The sequence below is a fragment of the Haloarcula sp. HT12 genome (assembly GCF_055271655.1).
In genome coordinates this window covers 177,378-194,676 of the sequence record NZ_JBUXKW010000001.1, presented here as the reverse complement: position 1 = coordinate 194,676, position 17,299 = coordinate 177,378, and the positions used below count along the sequence as shown (strand labels likewise).

Annotated in this window: 22 protein-coding genes; 7 read left to right on the top strand and 15 right to left on the bottom strand. The window is 64.4% G+C overall.

The annotated features are described in order from the left end of the window. Positions 1-580: 580 nt before the first annotated feature. The 11 genes from ACY9XZ_RS01045 to ACY9XZ_RS00995 form a co-directional block, all read right to left on the bottom strand. Positions 581-1,654 (bottom strand): methionine synthase, encoded by a 1,074-nt coding sequence (locus ACY9XZ_RS01045; protein ID WP_463455243.1) that lies wholly within the window; start codon positions 1,652-1,654, stop codon positions 581-583. A 2-nt stretch (positions 1,655-1,656) separates the two neighbouring features. After that, entirely contained in the window at positions 1,657-2,655 is a 999-nt protein-coding gene (locus tag ACY9XZ_RS01040; protein WP_463455242.1) for a 5-methyltetrahydropteroyltriglutamate--homocysteine methyltransferase, read from the bottom strand. Between the two features lie 62 nt (positions 2,656-2,717). Further along, the gene (locus ACY9XZ_RS01035; protein WP_463455241.1) at positions 2,718-3,338 is read right to left on the bottom strand and encodes a HemK2/MTQ2 family protein methyltransferase; all 621 of its coding nucleotides are present in this window, start codon (positions 3,336-3,338) and stop codon (positions 2,718-2,720) included. A gap of 1 nt (position 3,339) precedes the next feature. Then, positions 3,340-4,197, bottom strand: a complete 858-nt coding sequence (locus tag ACY9XZ_RS01030) for a 16S ribosomal RNA methyltransferase A (RefSeq protein WP_463455240.1) — start codon at positions 4,195-4,197, stop codon at positions 3,340-3,342. Positions 4,198-4,277: 80 nt separating this feature from the next. Next, the gene (locus ACY9XZ_RS01025; protein ID WP_463455239.1) at positions 4,278-4,850 is read right to left on the bottom strand and encodes a DUF655 domain-containing protein; all 573 of its coding nucleotides are present in this window, start codon (positions 4,848-4,850) and stop codon (positions 4,278-4,280) included. 181 nt (positions 4,851-5,031) lie between these two features. Then, the gene (locus ACY9XZ_RS01020) at positions 5,032-5,388 is read right to left on the bottom strand and encodes an RNA polymerase Rpb4 family protein (protein ID WP_424329705.1); all 357 of its coding nucleotides are present in this window, start codon (positions 5,386-5,388) and stop codon (positions 5,032-5,034) included. Continuing rightward, entirely contained in the window at positions 5,385-5,675 is a 291-nt protein-coding gene (locus tag ACY9XZ_RS01015; RefSeq protein ID WP_463455238.1) for a 50S ribosomal protein L21e, read from the bottom strand. Before ACY9XZ_RS01015 ends, ACY9XZ_RS01020 begins: the two co-directional genes overlap by 4 nt. Before the next feature lie 113 nt (positions 5,676-5,788). Then, complete coding sequence (locus ACY9XZ_RS01010) at positions 5,789-6,055, bottom strand: elongation factor 1-beta (RefSeq protein WP_004593354.1); 267 nt, start codon at positions 6,053-6,055, stop codon at positions 5,789-5,791. A gap of 2 nt (positions 6,056-6,057) precedes the next feature. After that, complete coding sequence (locus ACY9XZ_RS01005; protein WP_312618202.1) at positions 6,058-6,237, bottom strand: HVO_2753 family zinc finger protein; 180 nt, start codon at positions 6,235-6,237, stop codon at positions 6,058-6,060. A gap of 72 nt (positions 6,238-6,309) precedes the next feature. Next, complete coding sequence (locus tag ACY9XZ_RS01000; RefSeq protein ID WP_463455237.1) at positions 6,310-6,909, bottom strand: DUF2391 domain-containing protein; 600 nt, start codon at positions 6,907-6,909, stop codon at positions 6,310-6,312. Further along, positions 6,906-7,778 (bottom strand): 3-hydroxyacyl-CoA dehydrogenase family protein, encoded by an 873-nt coding sequence (locus ACY9XZ_RS00995; protein ID WP_463455236.1) that lies wholly within the window; start codon positions 7,776-7,778, stop codon positions 6,906-6,908. Before ACY9XZ_RS00995 ends, ACY9XZ_RS01000 begins: the two co-directional genes overlap by 4 nt. A gap of 144 nt (positions 7,779-7,922) precedes the next feature. On the opposite strand from ACY9XZ_RS00995, the gene ACY9XZ_RS00990 reads away from it, so the two are divergent. Both ACY9XZ_RS00990 and ACY9XZ_RS00985 read left to right on the top strand, forming a co-directional pair. Beyond that, positions 7,923-8,891, top strand: a complete 969-nt coding sequence (locus ACY9XZ_RS00990) for a sugar phosphate isomerase/epimerase family protein (RefSeq protein ID WP_463455235.1) — start codon at positions 7,923-7,925, stop codon at positions 8,889-8,891. 93 nt (positions 8,892-8,984) lie between these two features. After that, on the top strand, positions 8,985-9,698 hold the full coding sequence (locus tag ACY9XZ_RS00985) for a TIGR00266 family protein (protein WP_463455234.1): 714 nt from the start codon (positions 8,985-8,987) through the stop codon (positions 9,696-9,698). Positions 9,699-9,732: 34 nt separating this feature from the next. On the opposite strand, the gene ACY9XZ_RS00980 is transcribed toward ACY9XZ_RS00985, so the two are convergent. Beyond that, positions 9,733-10,113 (bottom strand): CBS domain-containing protein, encoded by a 381-nt coding sequence (locus tag ACY9XZ_RS00980; protein ID WP_463455233.1) that lies wholly within the window; start codon positions 10,111-10,113, stop codon positions 9,733-9,735. 102 nt (positions 10,114-10,215) lie between these two features. On the opposite strand from ACY9XZ_RS00980, the gene ACY9XZ_RS00975 reads away from it, so the two are divergent. The 3 genes from ACY9XZ_RS00975 to ACY9XZ_RS00965 are packed head-to-tail and all read left to right on the top strand — an operon-like array spanning position 10,216 to position 12,700. Next, entirely contained in the window at positions 10,216-10,365 is a 150-nt protein-coding gene (locus ACY9XZ_RS00975) for a hypothetical protein (RefSeq protein ID WP_463455232.1), read from the top strand. Beyond that, on the top strand, positions 10,362-11,471 hold the full coding sequence (locus ACY9XZ_RS00970) for a Gfo/Idh/MocA family protein (protein ID WP_463455231.1): 1,110 nt from the start codon (positions 10,362-10,364) through the stop codon (positions 11,469-11,471). The genes ACY9XZ_RS00975 and ACY9XZ_RS00970 overlap by 4 nt, the downstream gene beginning before the upstream one ends. A 47-nt stretch (positions 11,472-11,518) precedes the next feature. Then, complete coding sequence (locus tag ACY9XZ_RS00965; protein WP_463455230.1) at positions 11,519-12,700, top strand: redox-regulated ATPase YchF; 1,182 nt, start codon at positions 11,519-11,521, stop codon at positions 12,698-12,700. Between the two features lie 30 nt (positions 12,701-12,730). Here ACY9XZ_RS00965 and ACY9XZ_RS00960 read toward each other — a convergent pair whose 3' ends face one another. Next, positions 12,731-13,660, bottom strand: a complete 930-nt coding sequence (locus ACY9XZ_RS00960) for a hypothetical protein (protein WP_463455229.1) — start codon at positions 13,658-13,660, stop codon at positions 12,731-12,733. Between the two features lie 77 nt (positions 13,661-13,737). Between ACY9XZ_RS00960 and hisD the strand changes: the two genes are divergently transcribed. After that, positions 13,738-15,009, top strand: coding sequence for a histidinol dehydrogenase (hisD, locus tag ACY9XZ_RS00955; RefSeq protein ID WP_463455228.1), 1,272 nt, complete (start codon positions 13,738-13,740; stop codon positions 15,007-15,009). A 60-nt stretch (positions 15,010-15,069) separates the two neighbouring features. Next, the gene (locus ACY9XZ_RS00950; protein ID WP_004516609.1) at positions 15,070-15,444 is read left to right on the top strand and encodes a HesB/IscA family protein; all 375 of its coding nucleotides are present in this window, start codon (positions 15,070-15,072) and stop codon (positions 15,442-15,444) included. Here the strand turns inward: ACY9XZ_RS00950 and ACY9XZ_RS00945 are convergent, their stop codons facing one another. Together ACY9XZ_RS00945 and ACY9XZ_RS00940 are read right to left on the bottom strand one after the other, a co-directional pair. Beyond that, a complete protein-coding gene (locus tag ACY9XZ_RS00945; RefSeq protein WP_004516608.1) occupies positions 15,445-15,645 on the bottom strand; it encodes a dodecin in 201 nt (66 codons plus the stop codon). It lies immediately after the preceding gene. Positions 15,646-15,936: 291 nt separating this feature from the next. Then, a complete protein-coding gene (locus ACY9XZ_RS00940; RefSeq protein WP_463455227.1) occupies positions 15,937-17,193 on the bottom strand; it encodes an RNA-guided endonuclease InsQ/TnpB family protein in 1,257 nt (418 codons plus the stop codon). Positions 17,194-17,299: the final 106 nt, after the last annotated feature.

The window sequence follows — 17,299 nt, the reverse complement described above, 5'->3', positions numbered from 1 at the left end:
GTGTCAACAGTTAATTTCCTATCGAGTCGATGCTAACTTCGATATTTGTCGAACAAATCCGCGAGATGTTTTCTCAAGTTTAGACGGTGAATTCGTAAAGTTATAAGAATCCGTATATTTGTCTGTCCGGGGCCTTGGTGCTCAGGTACTCCTGTGACGAACTGTTCGCGATTTCCGTAGCTGGATCCAAAGATCTTGCTCGGTTCCGTTTACGGTATGGTCGCTACGTGTGTCTGCCACATTTGCCGGTTCAGGGACCGCCGCGTCCGAGAAAATTCGATAGCTGCCGAAATAACAGCCGATCTGCGTCGAAAATACGGTCCGTCGTACCCTCGCTGTGTTCGGACTCCTGTTGGCCGCTCAACCCCCCACTGCTCGCGGTTTGACCGTTCACTAATCGAGACTTCTTATATATTACATTGTCTCGCGGCTCACTTCGCCCGCTGCTCGCGGGTCGCGTCGTTCCCCGCCTGCTATTTCGAGGGCCGCTCACTGCGTTCGCGCCCCTCGCGGTTCGCGGCTCACTCCGTTCACCGCTCACATCCCGCGGTTCTCGCTCCCGCTGGTCGCTCAAACCGCGCTAGTCGTCCGCGTGCGCTTCCGCACCACTCGCAACGACATCGATCTCGCCGGCGTCCAGTTCCTCTTCGATTTCGCGGGTCGCCTGCACCATGTTCTCCATCTTGCCGTAGGCGACCTCACGGGGCAGGAGCTTCACGCCACAGTCCGGTGAAACGGTGAGTCGCTCCGGGGGCACGACTTCCAGCCCCTTCTTGATGTTCTCCTTGATCTCCTCGACGGATTCGACCTCCGCGGTGTGGGCGTCCAGCACGCCCATGGCGAAGTCCTTCGTGAACTCGTGCTCTTTGAACACGTCGAGCTGGTCGTAGTCGCCGTTTGCGAGTTCCAGGTCGTACTCGTGGACCGGGTAGTCCAGAATCTCGGGGTAGATACGCGAGTAGTCGCCGTAACAGACGTGCAGGCCGAGGCGCACGTCGTCGGGAATCTCGTCGACGATGCGTTCCAGACACTCGCCGACGATGGCGTGGTCGTCCGGCGTCGTGGCGAGGGCCGGCTCGTCGATCTGGATGTAGCGAGCGCCGGCCTCGACCAGCGCCTCGATCTCCTCGTTGACGAGGTCCGCAAGCTCGTAGGCTAGCTGCTCCTCGCTGTCGTACACTTCGTTGAACGACCAGTTGGCGAGCGTGTACGGCCCCGTAATCGGGACCTTGACCGGCCGCTCGGCGACCTCGTCGGTGAACTCGAACTCCTCGACGAGCCACTGCTCGCCGTACTCGACCTCGTCGGCGACGCTGGGCTTGTCGAAGTAGTTGTGGCCCCACACCTTCACGCGGCCGTTGAACTCGTAGCCGTCGATGCGGTGGGCGAAGTACTCCACCATCTCGTTACGGCGCATCTCGCCGTCACAGATGACGTCGAGGCCCGCCCGTTCGTGTTCGTGGGTAATGAGCCGCGAGGCGTCGTCTTTCGATTCTTCCCATTCGTCCTCGCCGAAGTCGGCGTCCTCGTCCTCGAACAGCTCACGGGCACGGTCGTGCCACTTGGGCTTGGGGTAGGAGCCGACGACGGTCGTCAGCAGGAAGTGGTCGTTCGGGTGGTCCGCCGGTTTGAACTGGTCTCGTGGTCCTGTCATCGTTATGCCTCCGCCGCCTCCAGGTCCGCGGCGTTTGCGAGCGCTCTGAGCTTGTCTTCGAACTTGTTCACCGGGAGGTAGAACGTTTCCGTGTTCGCCGTCGCGTACACGGTGTCGTAGGTGGTGTTCGTCTGCTGTTCGAACCAGTCGATGCGGTCCCGGATCGTCTCGGGGGACTCGACGAGCGTGTTCTGGCCGTCGACGACGCCCAGCGCCACGTCGTCCTTGGTGCCGTACTCCTGGACGTTGTAGACGGTCTGATCGTGGTTGGCGACGAGATCGAAGCCGATGGCATCCACGTCAGCGTCCATCAGATGAGCGTAGGCCTTCTCTTCGATTGCGCCCCAGTAGGTGTGGGCGACGACCTCGGCGTCGGCGGCCGAGGCGACGGCGTCGATGGCGTCGGCGGCGCGTTCGTCCTCGCCGTCAGCCGGTGCGTTCTCGACCAGCGACGGCTCAAGTAGGAACAGCGTCTCCACGTCGGGGAAGGACTTCACTTCCTCGACGAGGAAGTCGGCGATGGCGTCGAGGAACTCGGCGTCGTCGCCGTAGTACTCGTCCGTCGCGAGATCGGCCAGCGAGTACGGCCCGGGGAGGACGGCCTGCAGTCCCGAATCGACGTGGTCGGCTGCGGCACCGAGGTCAGCGGCTACGTCGCCGCCGTCCGCGCCGAGGTCGCCCTGCACGACCGGCTCTCGGTAGAAGTTGTTGTTGTCGTAGTAGCGGACGATGCCTTTCGTCTCCACGCTGTCGTGGACCGCGAGCGGGTGCGCGAGCATGTCGTCCCAGCGGAGTTGGCCCTCGACCACGCGGTCGAGCCCGGCGTCCTGCTGGATGGAGATGACTTCTTCGCGTGCCTTGTCGTAGGCCGCGACGACCTCGCCGGACTCGTCGCCCGAGATGAGGTCGGTCTTCTGATGGCCTTTCAGATCTGCCAGTTCGTCCTTGGCCCAGTCCGGGAGCGGAAAGAGCCCAGGGGTCGTGGCGATTACCTGTGTCATTGCCGTGGGGTAGGAAATGACGGGCTTTAATATTTCCTATTCGATAAAATGCCCAGCAGTAATTAATTTCGATAGAATCGCAGGACGACGAGCGCTTCATACGGGTGTTTCTCACTCGCTATGCGTTCACTTGCCAGGCCCTGCTCGCGCGCGTACTCCCGCACGGCGTCCGGGTCTGTGAGACTGCTGACGAGCATGAGCGCCTCGCCGTCCGGAGCCAGTACGCGCCCGACGGTTTCGAGAAACGGGTCGACCAGTCGGCGGCCGTCGTCGCCGCCCGACAGCGCGTATTCCATCCAGTCGTCCCACTCCTGTTCGGGCGGTGTCGGCAAGTAGGGCGGGTTGAACGCCACGAGGTCGAAGGCGTCTGCTTGGAACGGTTCGACGAGGTCCCCACGGACGACCGGGACGCCGTTGTCGGCTGCCTCTCGACAGGCCAGCGGGCTCACGTCGACGCCGACCGCCCGTGCGCCGGTATCCGCGAGCGTCGCGGCGACGTAGCCGGAGCCAGTCCCCACATCGAGAACGGTATCACCCGCATCGACTCGCTCGCTGGCTGTTCGGGCCAGTAGATCCGAGTCCTCAGCGGGCTGGTACACTGATTCCACGCCGCGCTGGTCGGCCAGCGAGGGTCGTTCGGTGCCGCCCTCTTCTTGGCCGCGGGCGTCGGACTCCTCACCCATCTCAGGCCTCCGGCTGGCCGACCTCGTAGGCGAGCGTCGCCAGCGTGGCGAAATCGGCCGGCGTGAGCTTTCCGGCGCGGGCGCTCATGAGGTCCTCGTCGGCAGCCTCGACCACCGCGTCGGGGTCGCCCAGCCCGGAGATGTGGGCCGTGTTGCGGACGGCGTTGCGCATCGTCTTCCGGCGCTGGGTGAACACCGCTTTCAGGAAGTCCATGAAGAAGTCGTCGCTGGGAACGGTGTAATCGGGTTGTCGCGGCGTCGTTCGGACGAGCGCGCTCGTGACGCGGGGTTGCGGGTCGAACGCTTCCGGCGGCACCGTCTCGACGATCTCCACGTCGGCGTAGTGGCCCGCTGTGACCGAGAGCCGTCCGTAGTCGTCCGTCGCCGGGTCGGCGGCCATCCGCTCGGCGAACTCCTGCTGGAACATCAACAGGAGCGGGCGCCGCTCCGGCAGGAGTCGAAAGGCGATCTCCGAGGACGCGCCGTAGGGCAGATTCGAGATGCTGGCGGTGAACTCCGGCAGGTCGACGTCGAGCGCGTCGCCCTCGACGACGGTGAGGCGCTCCGCCGCGATCTCGTCGGCGAACTCCTCTCGGAGGTGGGCCGCGAACTCCGGGTCGCGTTCGATTGCGGTCACCCTCTCGGCCGCTGCGAGTAAACGGTCCGTCAGCGCGCCGGGGCCCGCGCCGATCTCTAACACGTGCGAGAGGTCAACGTCCGCGTCTGTGGCGTACTCCGGAATGCGGTCCAGTACTCGGTCGTCGACGAGAAAGTGCTGGTCCTGCCGGGTGTCGGCCCGTTTGCCGGCCCGCCGGACGAGCGCGTCGGGGTCCCGACTCCCTGTCTCGGTCGTAGTCATTAGCGAGCCGTAGCGGGTCGCGATAGAAAAGGGTCGCCTTACACTGGTGGCCGCAAGTTCGGTACTTACAGCCGACCGTGTTACGAGGACTGCTCCTCGCGCCGGACGAACAGCCGGTATTTGAGGTCGTCGTCCTGTAGCTCTTCGAGTATCCGCTCGACCAGCGTCTCCTTGGGGCTGTGGAGGCCGCTGACGCGCTCTTCGAGGTCTTCGAAGCTCTCGAATGGCTTTCGCTTTCGCTCGTCGAGAAGCGTGTTCCGGAGCTTCTTCCCGATCCCCGGCAGGAGGTTCAGCTGGTGGAGCCGTAGCGTGATCGGCTGGGCGTCGTTGTAGAAGTCGACGAACCGCTGTTCGTTTGCTTCGACGATCTCCTCGACGGCGTAGTCGAGTTCCGAGCGCGCGCCGCTGGGAATGTCCTCGAACTCGACTTCCGTCACGCGGCCGAACTCCGTCAGGTCAACGCGGTCGCCAAAGGCGATGTCGACGTCCTTGTCGTCGAGCTGGAGCTCGTAAATGTAGAACTCCTCGACGTCGAGCGCGTACGCGAGCGGCTCCTTCTGGTGTTGTGGCCGGTCGTCTCCGGGCCGCCCGTGCGGGAGGACATCGAGGACAGCCGCCATCATAGTGTCGCCGCCGCTCTCCGATTCAGTCATGTCAGGCAGTACGAGCAGAGCATACTTAATGCCGGTGGATGCCCCGAACCGCGTCACGGAGCGCTGTCGGTCTCTCCGTGCTCGGTCCAACGGCGGCGGAAAGTGAGTCTCACCGGCGTGGCTGGTCGGTCCTAAAATCAGGAAGAGAGCGGCGAACGGCCGAACTGACGGATATTCGTCGCTACGCGTACTGCTTGACGATGTTGAGGATCTCGTCGAGTTCGTCGCCGTCAAGCGTGTACCGCTCCTGGGCGAACACGGCACGGAGCTCGTCGCGGTCCAGCGGCCGCAGGTTCGCGATCTTGTAGGCCGTCGGCGTGTCGACCTTTTCGAGTTGCTCGAGGTCTTCGACCAGCTGCAGTGACTCCTCGGGGTCGAGGACGGCAAAGCGGTTGACGTGCTCGATGGCCCGCTTGAGCTCGTAGCGCATCTCGCGGTCCTCCTCGGCGGCCCGCTCCATCTCGAGGTCTTCGAGTATCTCCTTGGTCTCCGCGACCGTCAGGAACTCCTCGCTGACTTTCTCTTTGAATATCGTCATTCTTGCCGGCGCAGGTGCGCAGCGGTGACGATGATGGTCTTCGCCTTGCCACCGTCGACGATATCGACCTTGTACGCGTCACCCTGCGTCCCTTCCACGGTTCCGGTCTGGCCGTCGAACCGCGGGTGGAAGCGGCCGTTGGGCACGGACGGGTCGATCTTGAGGTGGACTTTCTCGCCGGCGTCGAACTCTTCGACGGCGCGCTGTGGCGGCGAGGTGCCGCGGTCGCGGGGCTTGTTCTTGAGCTTGTCTCGTGTTCCTTCGAGGGGTCCGTTTGAACTAGGCATTCTTGCTCCTCGCTAATCCGGTCGCCCTAATAAAACGTGCGTTCCGCGGCCGTCGCTGGTCACCATCTTGCCGTCGCTACAGGCCCCAGTAGAAAACTACGGCGGCGAGTCGATTACAGGCGACCGGTGCTCTCGACGGAGACCGACTCGACGTCGTCGACGTTCGCGAAGGCCTCTTCGACGGCTTCCGTGCCGCCAGTGTCGTCGGGGACGATGACCGTCGGCGTCAGCGCGACGAGGCCGAAGGCGACGTCCTCGCGCTCGAACCCGTTGATCTTCGTTCCTTCCGGAAGCACGCCCTCGAGACGCTCCTGCAGGTCGTCGAGGTCGACTTCGGGGCTCTCCGGCATGACCTTGATCTTGGCTGCTACTTTCCCCATTGTTATGGTCCCATGAAGCCGCAGTCGGGGCACTTGTAGAGGTTGCTCTGCTTCCGGCAGGTGGCACAGCGGTAGATCTGCTGGCCACAGTCCGGGCACTTGAAGCGGGCAGCGTTCGTGCCGGCGATGTTGATGCCACACGAGACGCACTTGCGCGCCTGTTTCTGTTGGCTCTCGCTCATACCACTCCGTATCCGACCGCGGCTTTTAACGATTGCCAAACGCGACCGCCACCGCGAGTGACTGCCATGGGCTTAGTTCCCGGGCAGGATGTCTCCGAGGGCAGCGCCGATAGCCATCGGGACGAACGCCACGGCACAGATGCAGGCCGACTCGTAGATGACGACGGGGTCAGACGACCATTCGACCAGTCCCCAGCCGGTGAGTAGTGCGACCGAAACCACCAGCGCTGTCCCGGTGACGCCGACGAGCCGCCGCGGGATGATTCCGAGAATCGGATTGGCCACGCGCACGTCCTGGAAGTCGGCGACGTAGAGAATCGAGATGACCAGCCCGATGGCGATGACGATTGTCGCGGCGAGATACAGCGGATGTTGGGCGATATGGCGGCCAGCGTCGATTGTGCCGCCCTCGACGGCCATCGGAATCCCGAACAGCAGCGAGCCCAGCAGCGCCTCCGCGAGGTCGGACCGGCCGAAGCCCCAGACGACCCGGCCGAAGGTCGCGGGCTCGTGGTCCTGTGACTCAGCGGCCGCGCGCATCGCGTCCCGGACCTGCTGTCGCTCGTCCTCGGAATCGACGAGCTGTTCTAGCTCCTGGAGTTCGTCGAACAGCGTCGCGAACTCGTCGTCCTCTGCGTCTAGTTCGGCCGGTGGGTTGTCGTGTTTGCTCATCTGAACTCGGGCTCGCTATCTCGTGTTGGTACGTCCGGGTCCGGATCGGCACCGGCTGTCGGGGTGCCGTCCTCCCAGACGTAGAACCCCTCGCCGGTGACAGCGCCGAGCTGCCCGTCTTCGACCTTCCGCCGGAGCAACGCTGGCGGCTCGAATCGCTCGTCCAGCCGCTCGGCGAGGTCTTCTAGCGCCGTAAGCACCGTTTCGAGCCCGTGCCTGTCGGCGCGGACGAGCGGCCCGTCGCGGTCCGATTCCCCGCGCTCGAACGTCCGGTCGATGTCCCGAACGGCGGCGACGCCGTCCTCCACCATCCGAATCGCTTCGGCGATGGTCGCGAGTTCGAGGCGTAGCGCGGCAAACCCCGGTGTGTCGCGGACGACGACCGGCGTTGCGTCCAGGCTCTCGACGAAGTCGGTGGCGCGGTCGCGGGTCGCTGCCGTGGTCTGCTCGGCGATGACGACCTCGACGACAGCGCCGTCCGGCGGAGCGACGAGGTTGAGGCCGACCGCCCGATCCGGGCTCCGCAGACCGGTGGCGACCGCAGTCATCGACAGCGACGTGTCGCTGACGGCGATGAGCGCCGCCTCCTCCACCATGGTCTCTGTTTCGGCGACCACTTCCCGGTGGCTGTCCGTCCCGCCCTCGGTTGCGTCGATGACGATATCGCTGCCGCTGACGGCGCTTTCGAGTCCCGTGGTTCCGTCGATGCCGGCCGAGACATCCCCGTTGAGCGCGTGCCGGATCTCGTCGACCCGGTCCATCACGTCCGTCGCATCCGTCCCCCGAAGACGCACTTCGTGGCCCGCACGGACACATCGCTGTGCGATATCTCGCCCCCGCTGTCCGGTTCCGAGTACGGCCACAATCATGACTGAACCACTGTACGCTCCGGGTTAAGCCTTTACGCCACGGTCTGTCATGGTATCGTCCCCGCTCTGTCATGTCTGCTGGTCGGGCAGACCGGCCGCGACGGCAGCAGTACGTTTTTTTCAACACCGGTTGTATCACCCGTCATGGACATCGGTGTACTGACAGTTCCCCTGGGCGGACAGTCGCTCGATGAAGCGCTGGCGTATCTCAGCGACCTGGGCGTCGATGCGGTCGAACTGGGATGTGGCGGCTTCCCCGGCGACGACCACCTCGACCGGCAGGCGTATCTCGACAACGAGGAAAAGCAAGCCGAACTCACGTCGCTCCTTGACGAGCATGACCTCCGGGTGAGCGCGCTGGCGATCCACAACAACCCGCTCCATCCGGACGACGAGCGGGCCGCGGAGGCGGACACGGAACTTCGTGAAGCGATCCGGCTGGCCGACCAGCTCGACGTGAACACCGTCACGGGCTTTTCCGGCCTGCCGGCCGGCGGTCCCGACGACGAGGTCCCGAACTGGATCACCGCGCCGTGGCCGACCGAACACGCCGACGCCCACGAGTACCAGTGGCGCGTCGCCGACGAGTACTGGTCGGACCTCGCGGCCCACGCCGGCGCACACGACGTGGATGTCGCCATCGAGATGCATCCGAATATGCTGGTGTACGAACCCCGCGGGCTACTGGAACTACGCCGACGGACGAACGACCGCATCGGCGCGAACTTCGACCCGTCGCATCTGTACTGGCAGGGCATCGACGTGACCGATGCCATCCGCCTGCTCGGCGAGCACGACGCCATCCACCACTTCCACGCCAAGGACACGAAGGTGTACGAGTCAAACGCCCGGGAGAAAGGCGTGCTCGACACCGCGCCGTACACGGACGAACCGGACCGCTCATGGCTGTTCCGCTCCATCGGCTACGGCCACGACGAGTCCCACTGGAAGGACGTGGTGTCGACGCTGCGGATGGTCGGCTACGACGGCGCGCTCTCCATCGAACACGAGGACTCGCTGACCAGCGCCCGCGAGGGGCTTGAGAAAGCCGTCGACGTACTCGACCGCGCCGTCTTCGAGACCCAGCCCGGCGACGCCTATTGGGCTGAGTGAGCGATACGGCCGACAGCGCGGCTGTTTGCGTACGTATTCTTATATAGTGTCTGTGAGATACTCCGACTGGATTCCCGTATCCAGTGACACCACATGGACATCGAACTCACACACAAGCCCTCGTACACGCACGTCCGCGTCGACCTCGACAGCGGCGAATCGATACTCGCCGAGCCCGGCGCGATGGTCAGTCACTCGCCGACCATCGAAATCGAGACGACGACGAGCCGGGACGGCCTCCTCAGCTCCGCGAAGTCGATGCTTGGCGGCGAATCGCTGCTCGCAAATGAGTTCACCGCACAGGGCGGCTCCGGCACGCTGACTCTTGCGCCGCCGACGCCCGGCGACGTGCACCACCACGAACTCACCGGCGAGACGCTGTACGCCGTGGACGGGGCGTTTCTCGCGGCTGATCCCGATATCGATATCGATTCCGAATTCGGCGGCATCAAGTCGATGCTTGCCGGCGCGAGCATCACGCCGCTGGCGCTGAAAGGGACCGGAAACGCCCTCATCGAGGCCTTCGGCGGACTGGAGACCGTCGAACTCGACGCCGGCGAGTCCTACACCATCGACAACGACCACGTCGTCGCCTGGGACGAGTCGGTCAGCTTCGACGCCCACCGCGTCGGCGGGCTGAAGTCGACGCTACTCAGCGGCGAGGGACTGGTGATGGACTTCACCGGACCCGGAACGGTGTGGTACCAGACGCGGGGCCTCGACTCGTTCACCTCGGCTATCGCCGACGCGTTGCCCGGCACGGGTGACAACGACGGCGACGCGTCCGGTCTGGACGACTTTATCTGAACAGCTGTGAGTGTCTGCCGGCGAAGATCCGCGTTCAGGAGAGCGCCTGCGTGATATCCGTCGACGACACCATGCCGACGTAATCTTGGTGTTCGTCGATGACCGGGAGGTGCTTGATGTCGTAGGTCGTCATCATCGCGGCGGCCTCGCCCAGTTCGAGCGAGGTCGTCACCCGCTCGACCGGCGAGGTCATCACGTCGCCCACGGTCGCCGTCGAGAGGTCCTTCCCGGCCGCGACGGCGTCGACGATATCGGTGGTCGTGATGATACCAGCCTGTGCCCCTGGAACGAAGATGCCGTTGATGTTCTGCTCTCGCATCTGCGTCGCGGCCGCCTTGACCGTCTCGTCGGCGGAAATGGTCTCTAACGGCGTCGACATGATGTCCTCGATACGGACGGACGTTTCAGTGGCCATGCAGTGTCAACGCACGCATCCGGTTTTGTCTTTTCCCTCGGCGCGGCCCGCCGCCCTGCCGTCACCATGAGCGTTATTTCGGCCCCGGGTGAACAGCCGGGTATGACCCTCGACATCGGCATGCTCGGCTACCGCTTCACGGCCACCTTTTTCCCGCTCGGGTGGCCTACGGCCACCTCTCGCGGCAAAAACGTGGGCGAAAAAGGTCGCTCACTCACTGCGTTCGTTCGCGATAGTGAGGTGATAGCATGACCCTCGACATCGGCATGCTCGGCTATCGTTTCATGGGCAAGGCCCACGCGAACGCGCTGGACCGCCTTCCCATGTTCTTCCCCGAAGCACCGGCAGTCAACAAGAACGTACTCGTCGGCCGCGACGAGGACGCACTGGCCGAGGCGGCCGACCGCCTCGGGTTCGACCGGATCGCGACGGACTGGCAGGACATCGTCGACGAGGTGGACGTGTTCTACAATCTCGGTCCGAACCATGTCCACGCCGAGCCGTCCATCGCGGCGCTTGAAGCCGGCACACCGACGTTCTGTGAGAAACCGCTCGCACCGACGCTCGACACGGCCGAGGACATGGCTCAGGCCGCCGCCGACGCCGACGTTCCCGCGGGCGCGGCGTTCAACTACCGCTTCGTCCCGGCGATTCAGTACGCGAAGGGGCTCATCGACGACGGGAAACTCGGCGAGATTCACCACTTCCGCGGGCAGTACCTCCAGGACTGGCTGGTCGACCCCGACGCGCCGTGGTCCTGGCGCAACGACGAAGAGATGGCCGGCAGCGGGGCGCTGGGCGACCTCGGCTCGCACACGGTCGACCTGGCCCGATTCCTGCTGGGCGACGCCGCCGGCGAGATCACCGACGTGAGCGGTCACCTCCGGACGTTCACCGAGGAACGCCCCGTGGAGGGGAGCGACGAGACGTGCCCGGTGACCGTCGACGATGCCTACAGCGCACAGGTCGAGTTCGACAGCGGCGCGATGGGGACGCTGGAGGCCTCCCGCGTCGCCAACGGCCACAAGAACGCCCACACCATCGAAATCGAGGGGTCGAAGGGCGCGATCAAGTTCGACCTCGAACGCCTGAACGAATTGGAGGTGCTCACCGAGGGCGATCGCGGTTTCCAGCAGGTGCTTATCACCGACGCAGACGACCCGTACGTCGACCACTGGTGGCCCCCCGGCCACGTCATCGGCTGGGAACACACGTTCGTCCACGAGAACTACGAGTTCCTCTCGGCCGTGGCCGAGGGCGGCGAACAGGAGCCGTCCTTCGCCGACGGACTCACAGCACAGCGGGTCCTCGACGCAATCGAGCGTAGCGACGAGCGCGGCGAGTGGATCAGCCTATAGGGCCGCGAACCGAAACCCCCTTTCGGCGGCCACTGGTAGGTCCTGGCATGCTCTCTATCGCGCTGGCCGGCAAACCGAACGCCGGCAAGTCTACCTTCTACAAGGCGGCGACGATGGCCGACGTGGACGTGGGGAACTACCCCTTTACCACCATCGACGCCAACCGCGGCGTCAGCCACGTCCGAACGGAGTGTCCCTGTCTGGACCGGGAAGAACGCTGTGGCGACGACAACTGTCGGGACGGCAAGCGATATGTCCCGGTGGAACTCATCGATGTGGCCGGCCTCGTCCCCGGCGCACACGAGGGCCGCGGCCTCGGGAACCAGTTCCTCGACGAGCTGTCGACCGCCGACGTGATTCTCAATGTCGTCGATGCCTCCGGCGGGACCGATGCTGAGGGCGAACCCGTTGAAGTCGGCGAACACGACCCTGTCGAGGACGTCCACTTCGTCGAGGAGGAGATGGACCTGTGGCTCGCTAGCATCGTCGAGCGCAACTGGGAGTCCATCGAACGGCAGTCCCGCTCGCCGAATTTCAAGCTTGACGAGTCGCTCGTCGACATGCTGGCCGGCGTCGGAGCCTCGGAACTCGACGTGGCGCGGACGCTGCGGGACCTGGAGTACCCCGAGGACCCCATCGCCTGGACCGACGAGCACCGCGAGGCGCTGGCGACGGAGATCCGCCAGCGGACGAAGCCGCTCGTCGTCGTCGCGAACAAGGCCGACATCGCGCCTGACGGGAACATCGAGGCCCTGCAGGAGGCCGCTGACGTGGTCGTGCCCGCGACGGCCGACGGCGAACTCGCGCTGCGCAACGCCGCCCAGGCCGGGGTCATCGACTACGACCCGGGCGACCCGGACTTCGACATCGTCGGCGACGTGAGCGACCAGCAACGCGAGGGGCTGAACCGCATCCGCGGCGTCATGGAGGAGTACGGCGGCACCGGCGTCCAGGGCGCGCTCGACACCGCCGTCTACGACTTGCTGGACCACCTGACGGCCTATCCCGTCCAGAACGAAACGCACTGGACCGACGGCCAGGAGAACGTCCTCCCCGACGCGTTCCTGCTGCGCCACGGCGCGACGCCGAAGGACCTCGCATACGCCGTCCACTCGGACATCGGCGACGGCTACATCCACGCCGTCGACGCTCGCGAGAACCGCCGCATCAGCGACGAAACGGAACTGGAAGAAGGGTCGGTTATCAAAATCGTCAGCGACGCGAACTGACGCGCCTGGCCCGCGACCGCTCTCTCACTCTTACTCCGGTAGCAAGTCCCGCAACGTCGCCCGAATGTCTTCACTGCCGGGACTCTGTGGCACCTGTCCGAGTACGTCCCGGCCGAGCCGCTCCGTCGCCGCTCCGACTGAAAGGTCATCCAGCGAAGCGCCGTACCTCAGCGCCGGTCGCGGTGACACGTCGAACAGAAGGTCGCGCTTCCCGATGAGCGAGTGGGTGATCGACAGGATTTCCACGGCGCGGTCGACGTACTGCTCTCTGGTGTCGTCGTCGTCGCCGTAGTCAGCTATCGCGGCCAGCAGGAACGCCTCCAGTTCAGCCTCGCGGTCGTGGAGCGCCGGCGGGTCCGAAAGCATCGTCGTCCCGTCGGGCCGCTCCGGAAGCATGCTCCGGCGGGGTGCATACGAGAGGACAGCGCCGGTGGTGGGCGTGGTCGCGGCGGGCAGTGGCACAGCCAGTCGCTTCGAGGGGTTCGTGTCGGTGAAGACGACGTGGAGGTTCGCCGGATCGCCACACACCGGCTCGTCCCAACCGTCGGGGGTGTGCGTGTAGCCACGCCGGAGCGCCTCCTGTAGCGTTCGCGGAATCCGCCCGCCTTCGCCCTGCAGTTCCAGATGGAGCACGAGGGGGCCGCGGCCGCTCTCGTCCACGATGGACCACAGGGCCGGGATTGCGTCCCTCGCACCGGCCGAGAGTTCGTAGCAGGGTGCGTCTTGCTCTGCGGCGAGCAGCCTGGCGAGTGTGGCCCCGTGCCAGCCAGTCAGGTCGGCGATGTAGAACCACGGAAGTCCGTGTATCGGGCCGACCGCGGCATCGCCGGTTGCTGTGTCGATGGTCGTCGGGACTGTCTCCAGATAGCTGTCAATAGTCTCCAGTTCGGGCGCGAAATACTCGGTCGTCGCTGGGGGGAGGTCGGTCGTCCGGCGACGGTGGTCGTCGAGGGAGGCCATAGGCGATGTTTGTCCGAGTGCCGGAAAACGGTGACGAGAAAGGAAACCCGTTTTTTACCCCGCCCCGAACCAGGCGTATGAACGTACGGACGATAGCCGACCTGGGGCCTGACGAGCGGGCCGCCTTCTTCGACCGCGACGCCGGCGTCGACGCCGTTAGAGACGATGTGCGCGATATTGTCTCGGCAGTCCACGAGGAAGGCGACGTGGCGCTCCGGCGATTCGCCGAGGAGTTCGACGGCGTGTCGGTGGGCAACATCGACATCACGGACGCCGCCGAGCGGGCCTACGAGGAGATCGACGATGACGTGCGGGACGCAATCGAGGACGCCGCGTCGAACATCCGCGCGTTCCACGAGCGACAGGTACCCGAGGACTGGCGCGACGACTTCGAGGGCAGAGAACTGGGCCGTCGCTACCGACCGCTGGACAGCGCCGGCGTGTACGCGCCCGGCGGGACCGCGGCCTACCCCTCCAGCGCGTTGATGGGCGTCATCCCGGCGAAGGTCGCCGGCGTCGAACACGTCGCCGTCGCCACCCCGCCGGCAGAGGAGGTCAATCCGGTGACGCTGGCAGCCATCCACGTCGCCGGGGCCGACGCCGTCTACCAGGTCGGCGGCGCACAGGCCATCGCGGCGCTGGCCTACGGAACTGAAACCGTGAGTGCGACCGACATCGTCGTCGGTCCCGGCAACCGCTGGGTCACGGCGGCGAAGGCCGAGGTCCGCGGCGATGTCGCCATCGATTTCCTCGCCGGCCCCTCCGAAATCATGGTTGTCGCCGACGCCGACGCGAACCCCGAACTGGTCGCGGCCGACCTCGTCGCACAGGCCGAACACGACGAGAACGCCTCGGTCGTCGCCGTTACTGACGACGAGGAACTAGCTGAGCAGGTCACGACCGCTGTCGACGAGCAGGCCGACGGCCGGGAGCGCGAGGCAGTCATCCGCGGCGCGCTCGACAACGACGCCTCCGGCGTCCTGCTCGCCCGCTCAATGAGTGAGGCCGTCCTCTTCGCCGAGGAGTACGCCGCCGAACACCTCTCGATTCAGGCCGACGAGGACGAGAGATTGCTGGAGCGACTCCCCTCCGCCGGGTCCGTGTTTCTGGGTCCGTACAGCCCGGTCGCCGCCGGCGACTACGCCACCGGCACGAACCACGTCCTGCCGACCGGCGGCAGCGCGCGGGTCACCGGCGGCCTCTCCGTGGACACGTTCGTCCGGTCCACGACGGTCCAACGGCTCTCTGTGGATTCGCTGGACGATCTCGCGGACACGATCACGACACTTGCCGAAGCCGAAGGGCTGGAAGCCCACGCGGAGAGCGTCCGCAAGCGGTTCGAAGACTGAGAGCGGACTGCCCCCGCCGCCGGCGTCACTGTTAACACGTTCGGGCGTCCACATATGTGTATGAGCAGCACAGCGGACGATGGCGACCCGAACCTCGGCGGCGAGGACGTAGCCGTCACCGAGCAGGCAGCGGGAGAGGCACTGGACCTCCTCGAAAGCGAAGGCATGGACGTCGAAGAATCCGGGCTCCGCCTGTACGTCCAGCAGGGCGGCTGTGCCGGACTCTCCTACGGGATGCGGTTCGAGCACGCACCGGAAGAAGACGACGAAGTGTTCGAGCGCAACGGACTGCGCGTGTTCGTCGACGACGCGAGCATCGACTACATCGAGGGGTCGGTACTGGACTACGAGGGCGGCCTGCAGGGGGCCGGGTTCCACGTCCAGAACCCGAACGTAGTCAGCGAATGCGGCTGTGGCGAGTCCTTCCGGACGTAGCTACTCTTCGAGTTCGAACGCCACGACGACCTCGGCCTGGTACTCGCGGCCCTCGACACTGGCGATCTCGACGCCGAGTTCCTCCACCTCGACCCATTTGAGGTTGTCCAGTGTCGCCTCTGCGCGCTCGATTGCGTCGTCAGCGGCTTTGTCGAAGCTTTCCGAGCTAGTTCCGATCAGCGTGATCTTTTTGAATACCATGGATGGATGCACCGTGTCGTATCCGGGCAGTCCCCGCCGTCAAGTGCGGGTGCCCTACGTGGACCGTCTATTCGAAAACTGATATAACTTGGCGCGGAATCGCTACAGCATCACTCGTCGGAATCGGGTTAGCTTCGACCAGCGCTCGTCTCAGAGAGAGTCGCCCCCTATTTTTGATTTCCATCACAAATATCCGACACGCCATAGCTAGTAAACTACCCCACCCTACTTCGCTCACCGCATACGCGGTTCGCTCGTTGAGGATGGGGCTTTGATGTGGACTCCCGGCAATCAGGCACCAGCAATAGGCTGGTGACTCTTGCCGTTCAGCGTCCCACCATTTATACGCACGTCTACTGGTGCGTCTCCGCTCCCCGACGTGGGCGAGGAACGCAGTCTGTGCTGCCGTTTCCGGGCGTACCGTAGCCCGACGTTCTTTGCACCGTTGTAATCAGCGTTCACTTTGTACCCGCACTTCTGACACTCGAAGTGTTCTCCGTGACGGTTGTCATCGTGTGTGAACCCACAGTCCATCCGAGAACAGCGTTGGGACGTATGGTTCGGCTCGACCTGTTCTATGGAGATACCCTTCTCAGGTGCCTTGTACTCGACGTACTCGAACAGCCGTCGGAACGCCCATATGTGGTGCCACTTCGCCTCCGGAAGTCGCTCTCGAATGTCCGTCAAATCCTCGAACACGATCACATCACACTCAGTCTCGACGGCTTCCGTGACGATCTCGTTGGCGACGGTGTGGATGTACTGTTTCCGCCACGCTTCTTCTCGTTTCCCGAGACGAAGCAAGGCGTTGTGCGCGGGTTGTGTCCCGCGCTGTTGCATCTCTCCCCGTCGGTTCTCGAACTCGCGGCACCAGTGGTCGTAGTCGTCTCCGTGCCAGAAGCGTCCCGTTGAGGAGACGGCGAGACTGTTGACGCCAAGGTCGATACCGAGGACTGTTTGGTGCTCGGTATCTTCCGAACCCTCGGACTGGTCACCGTCTCCGTCGGAGCCGTACTTCCGGGTGGTAATGTGGAAGTAGAACTCGTCGTCCACTGCGTCGTACTGAAGTGTACTCGCTCGAAACTCGAACTCCTCGGACAGTACGTATTGCTCATATGGTGTGGGGCTGTCCGAGGGTAATTCAAACTCACACTCAACGCGCCCGTTGATAGTTGAGAGCGAGACTTTGTTCCGATAGAACGTGGCGCTTCGTTTGTCGTAAAGCATACTCCACGACGTGAACTCCGGTTGGCTCACCCGCTTCCCTTGCTTCCATCGTTCGACACATCCAGTGACGGCTTGGACAGCGCGTCGGATGGCTTCTTGAACGAGGTTGGCAGTGAGATCGGTTTCCTCGCGGAGTTCATCGTAGAGCGCGTTTCGTGCGGTCGTGTTGGCTGTGACGCACTCGGTGTAGGAGCGGTCGGACCAACAGAACTCGGCAGCACGGTTAGCGCAGTGAAGGAACTGCCGAGCGGATTCGTGGAGGTCGTCGCGGCGCTCGTCGGGAACGACGAGTTTGACGGGTGCAGTACGCCGGACCTCCATATTTCAGATGTGAATCTGACGGTTCTTGAAGACTTGGGAGTCGGGCGGTCGCAGTTTGCCGGTTGTGCCATCCTGTGTCGGTTTCCTCTCCGGCCTACTCGCTTAC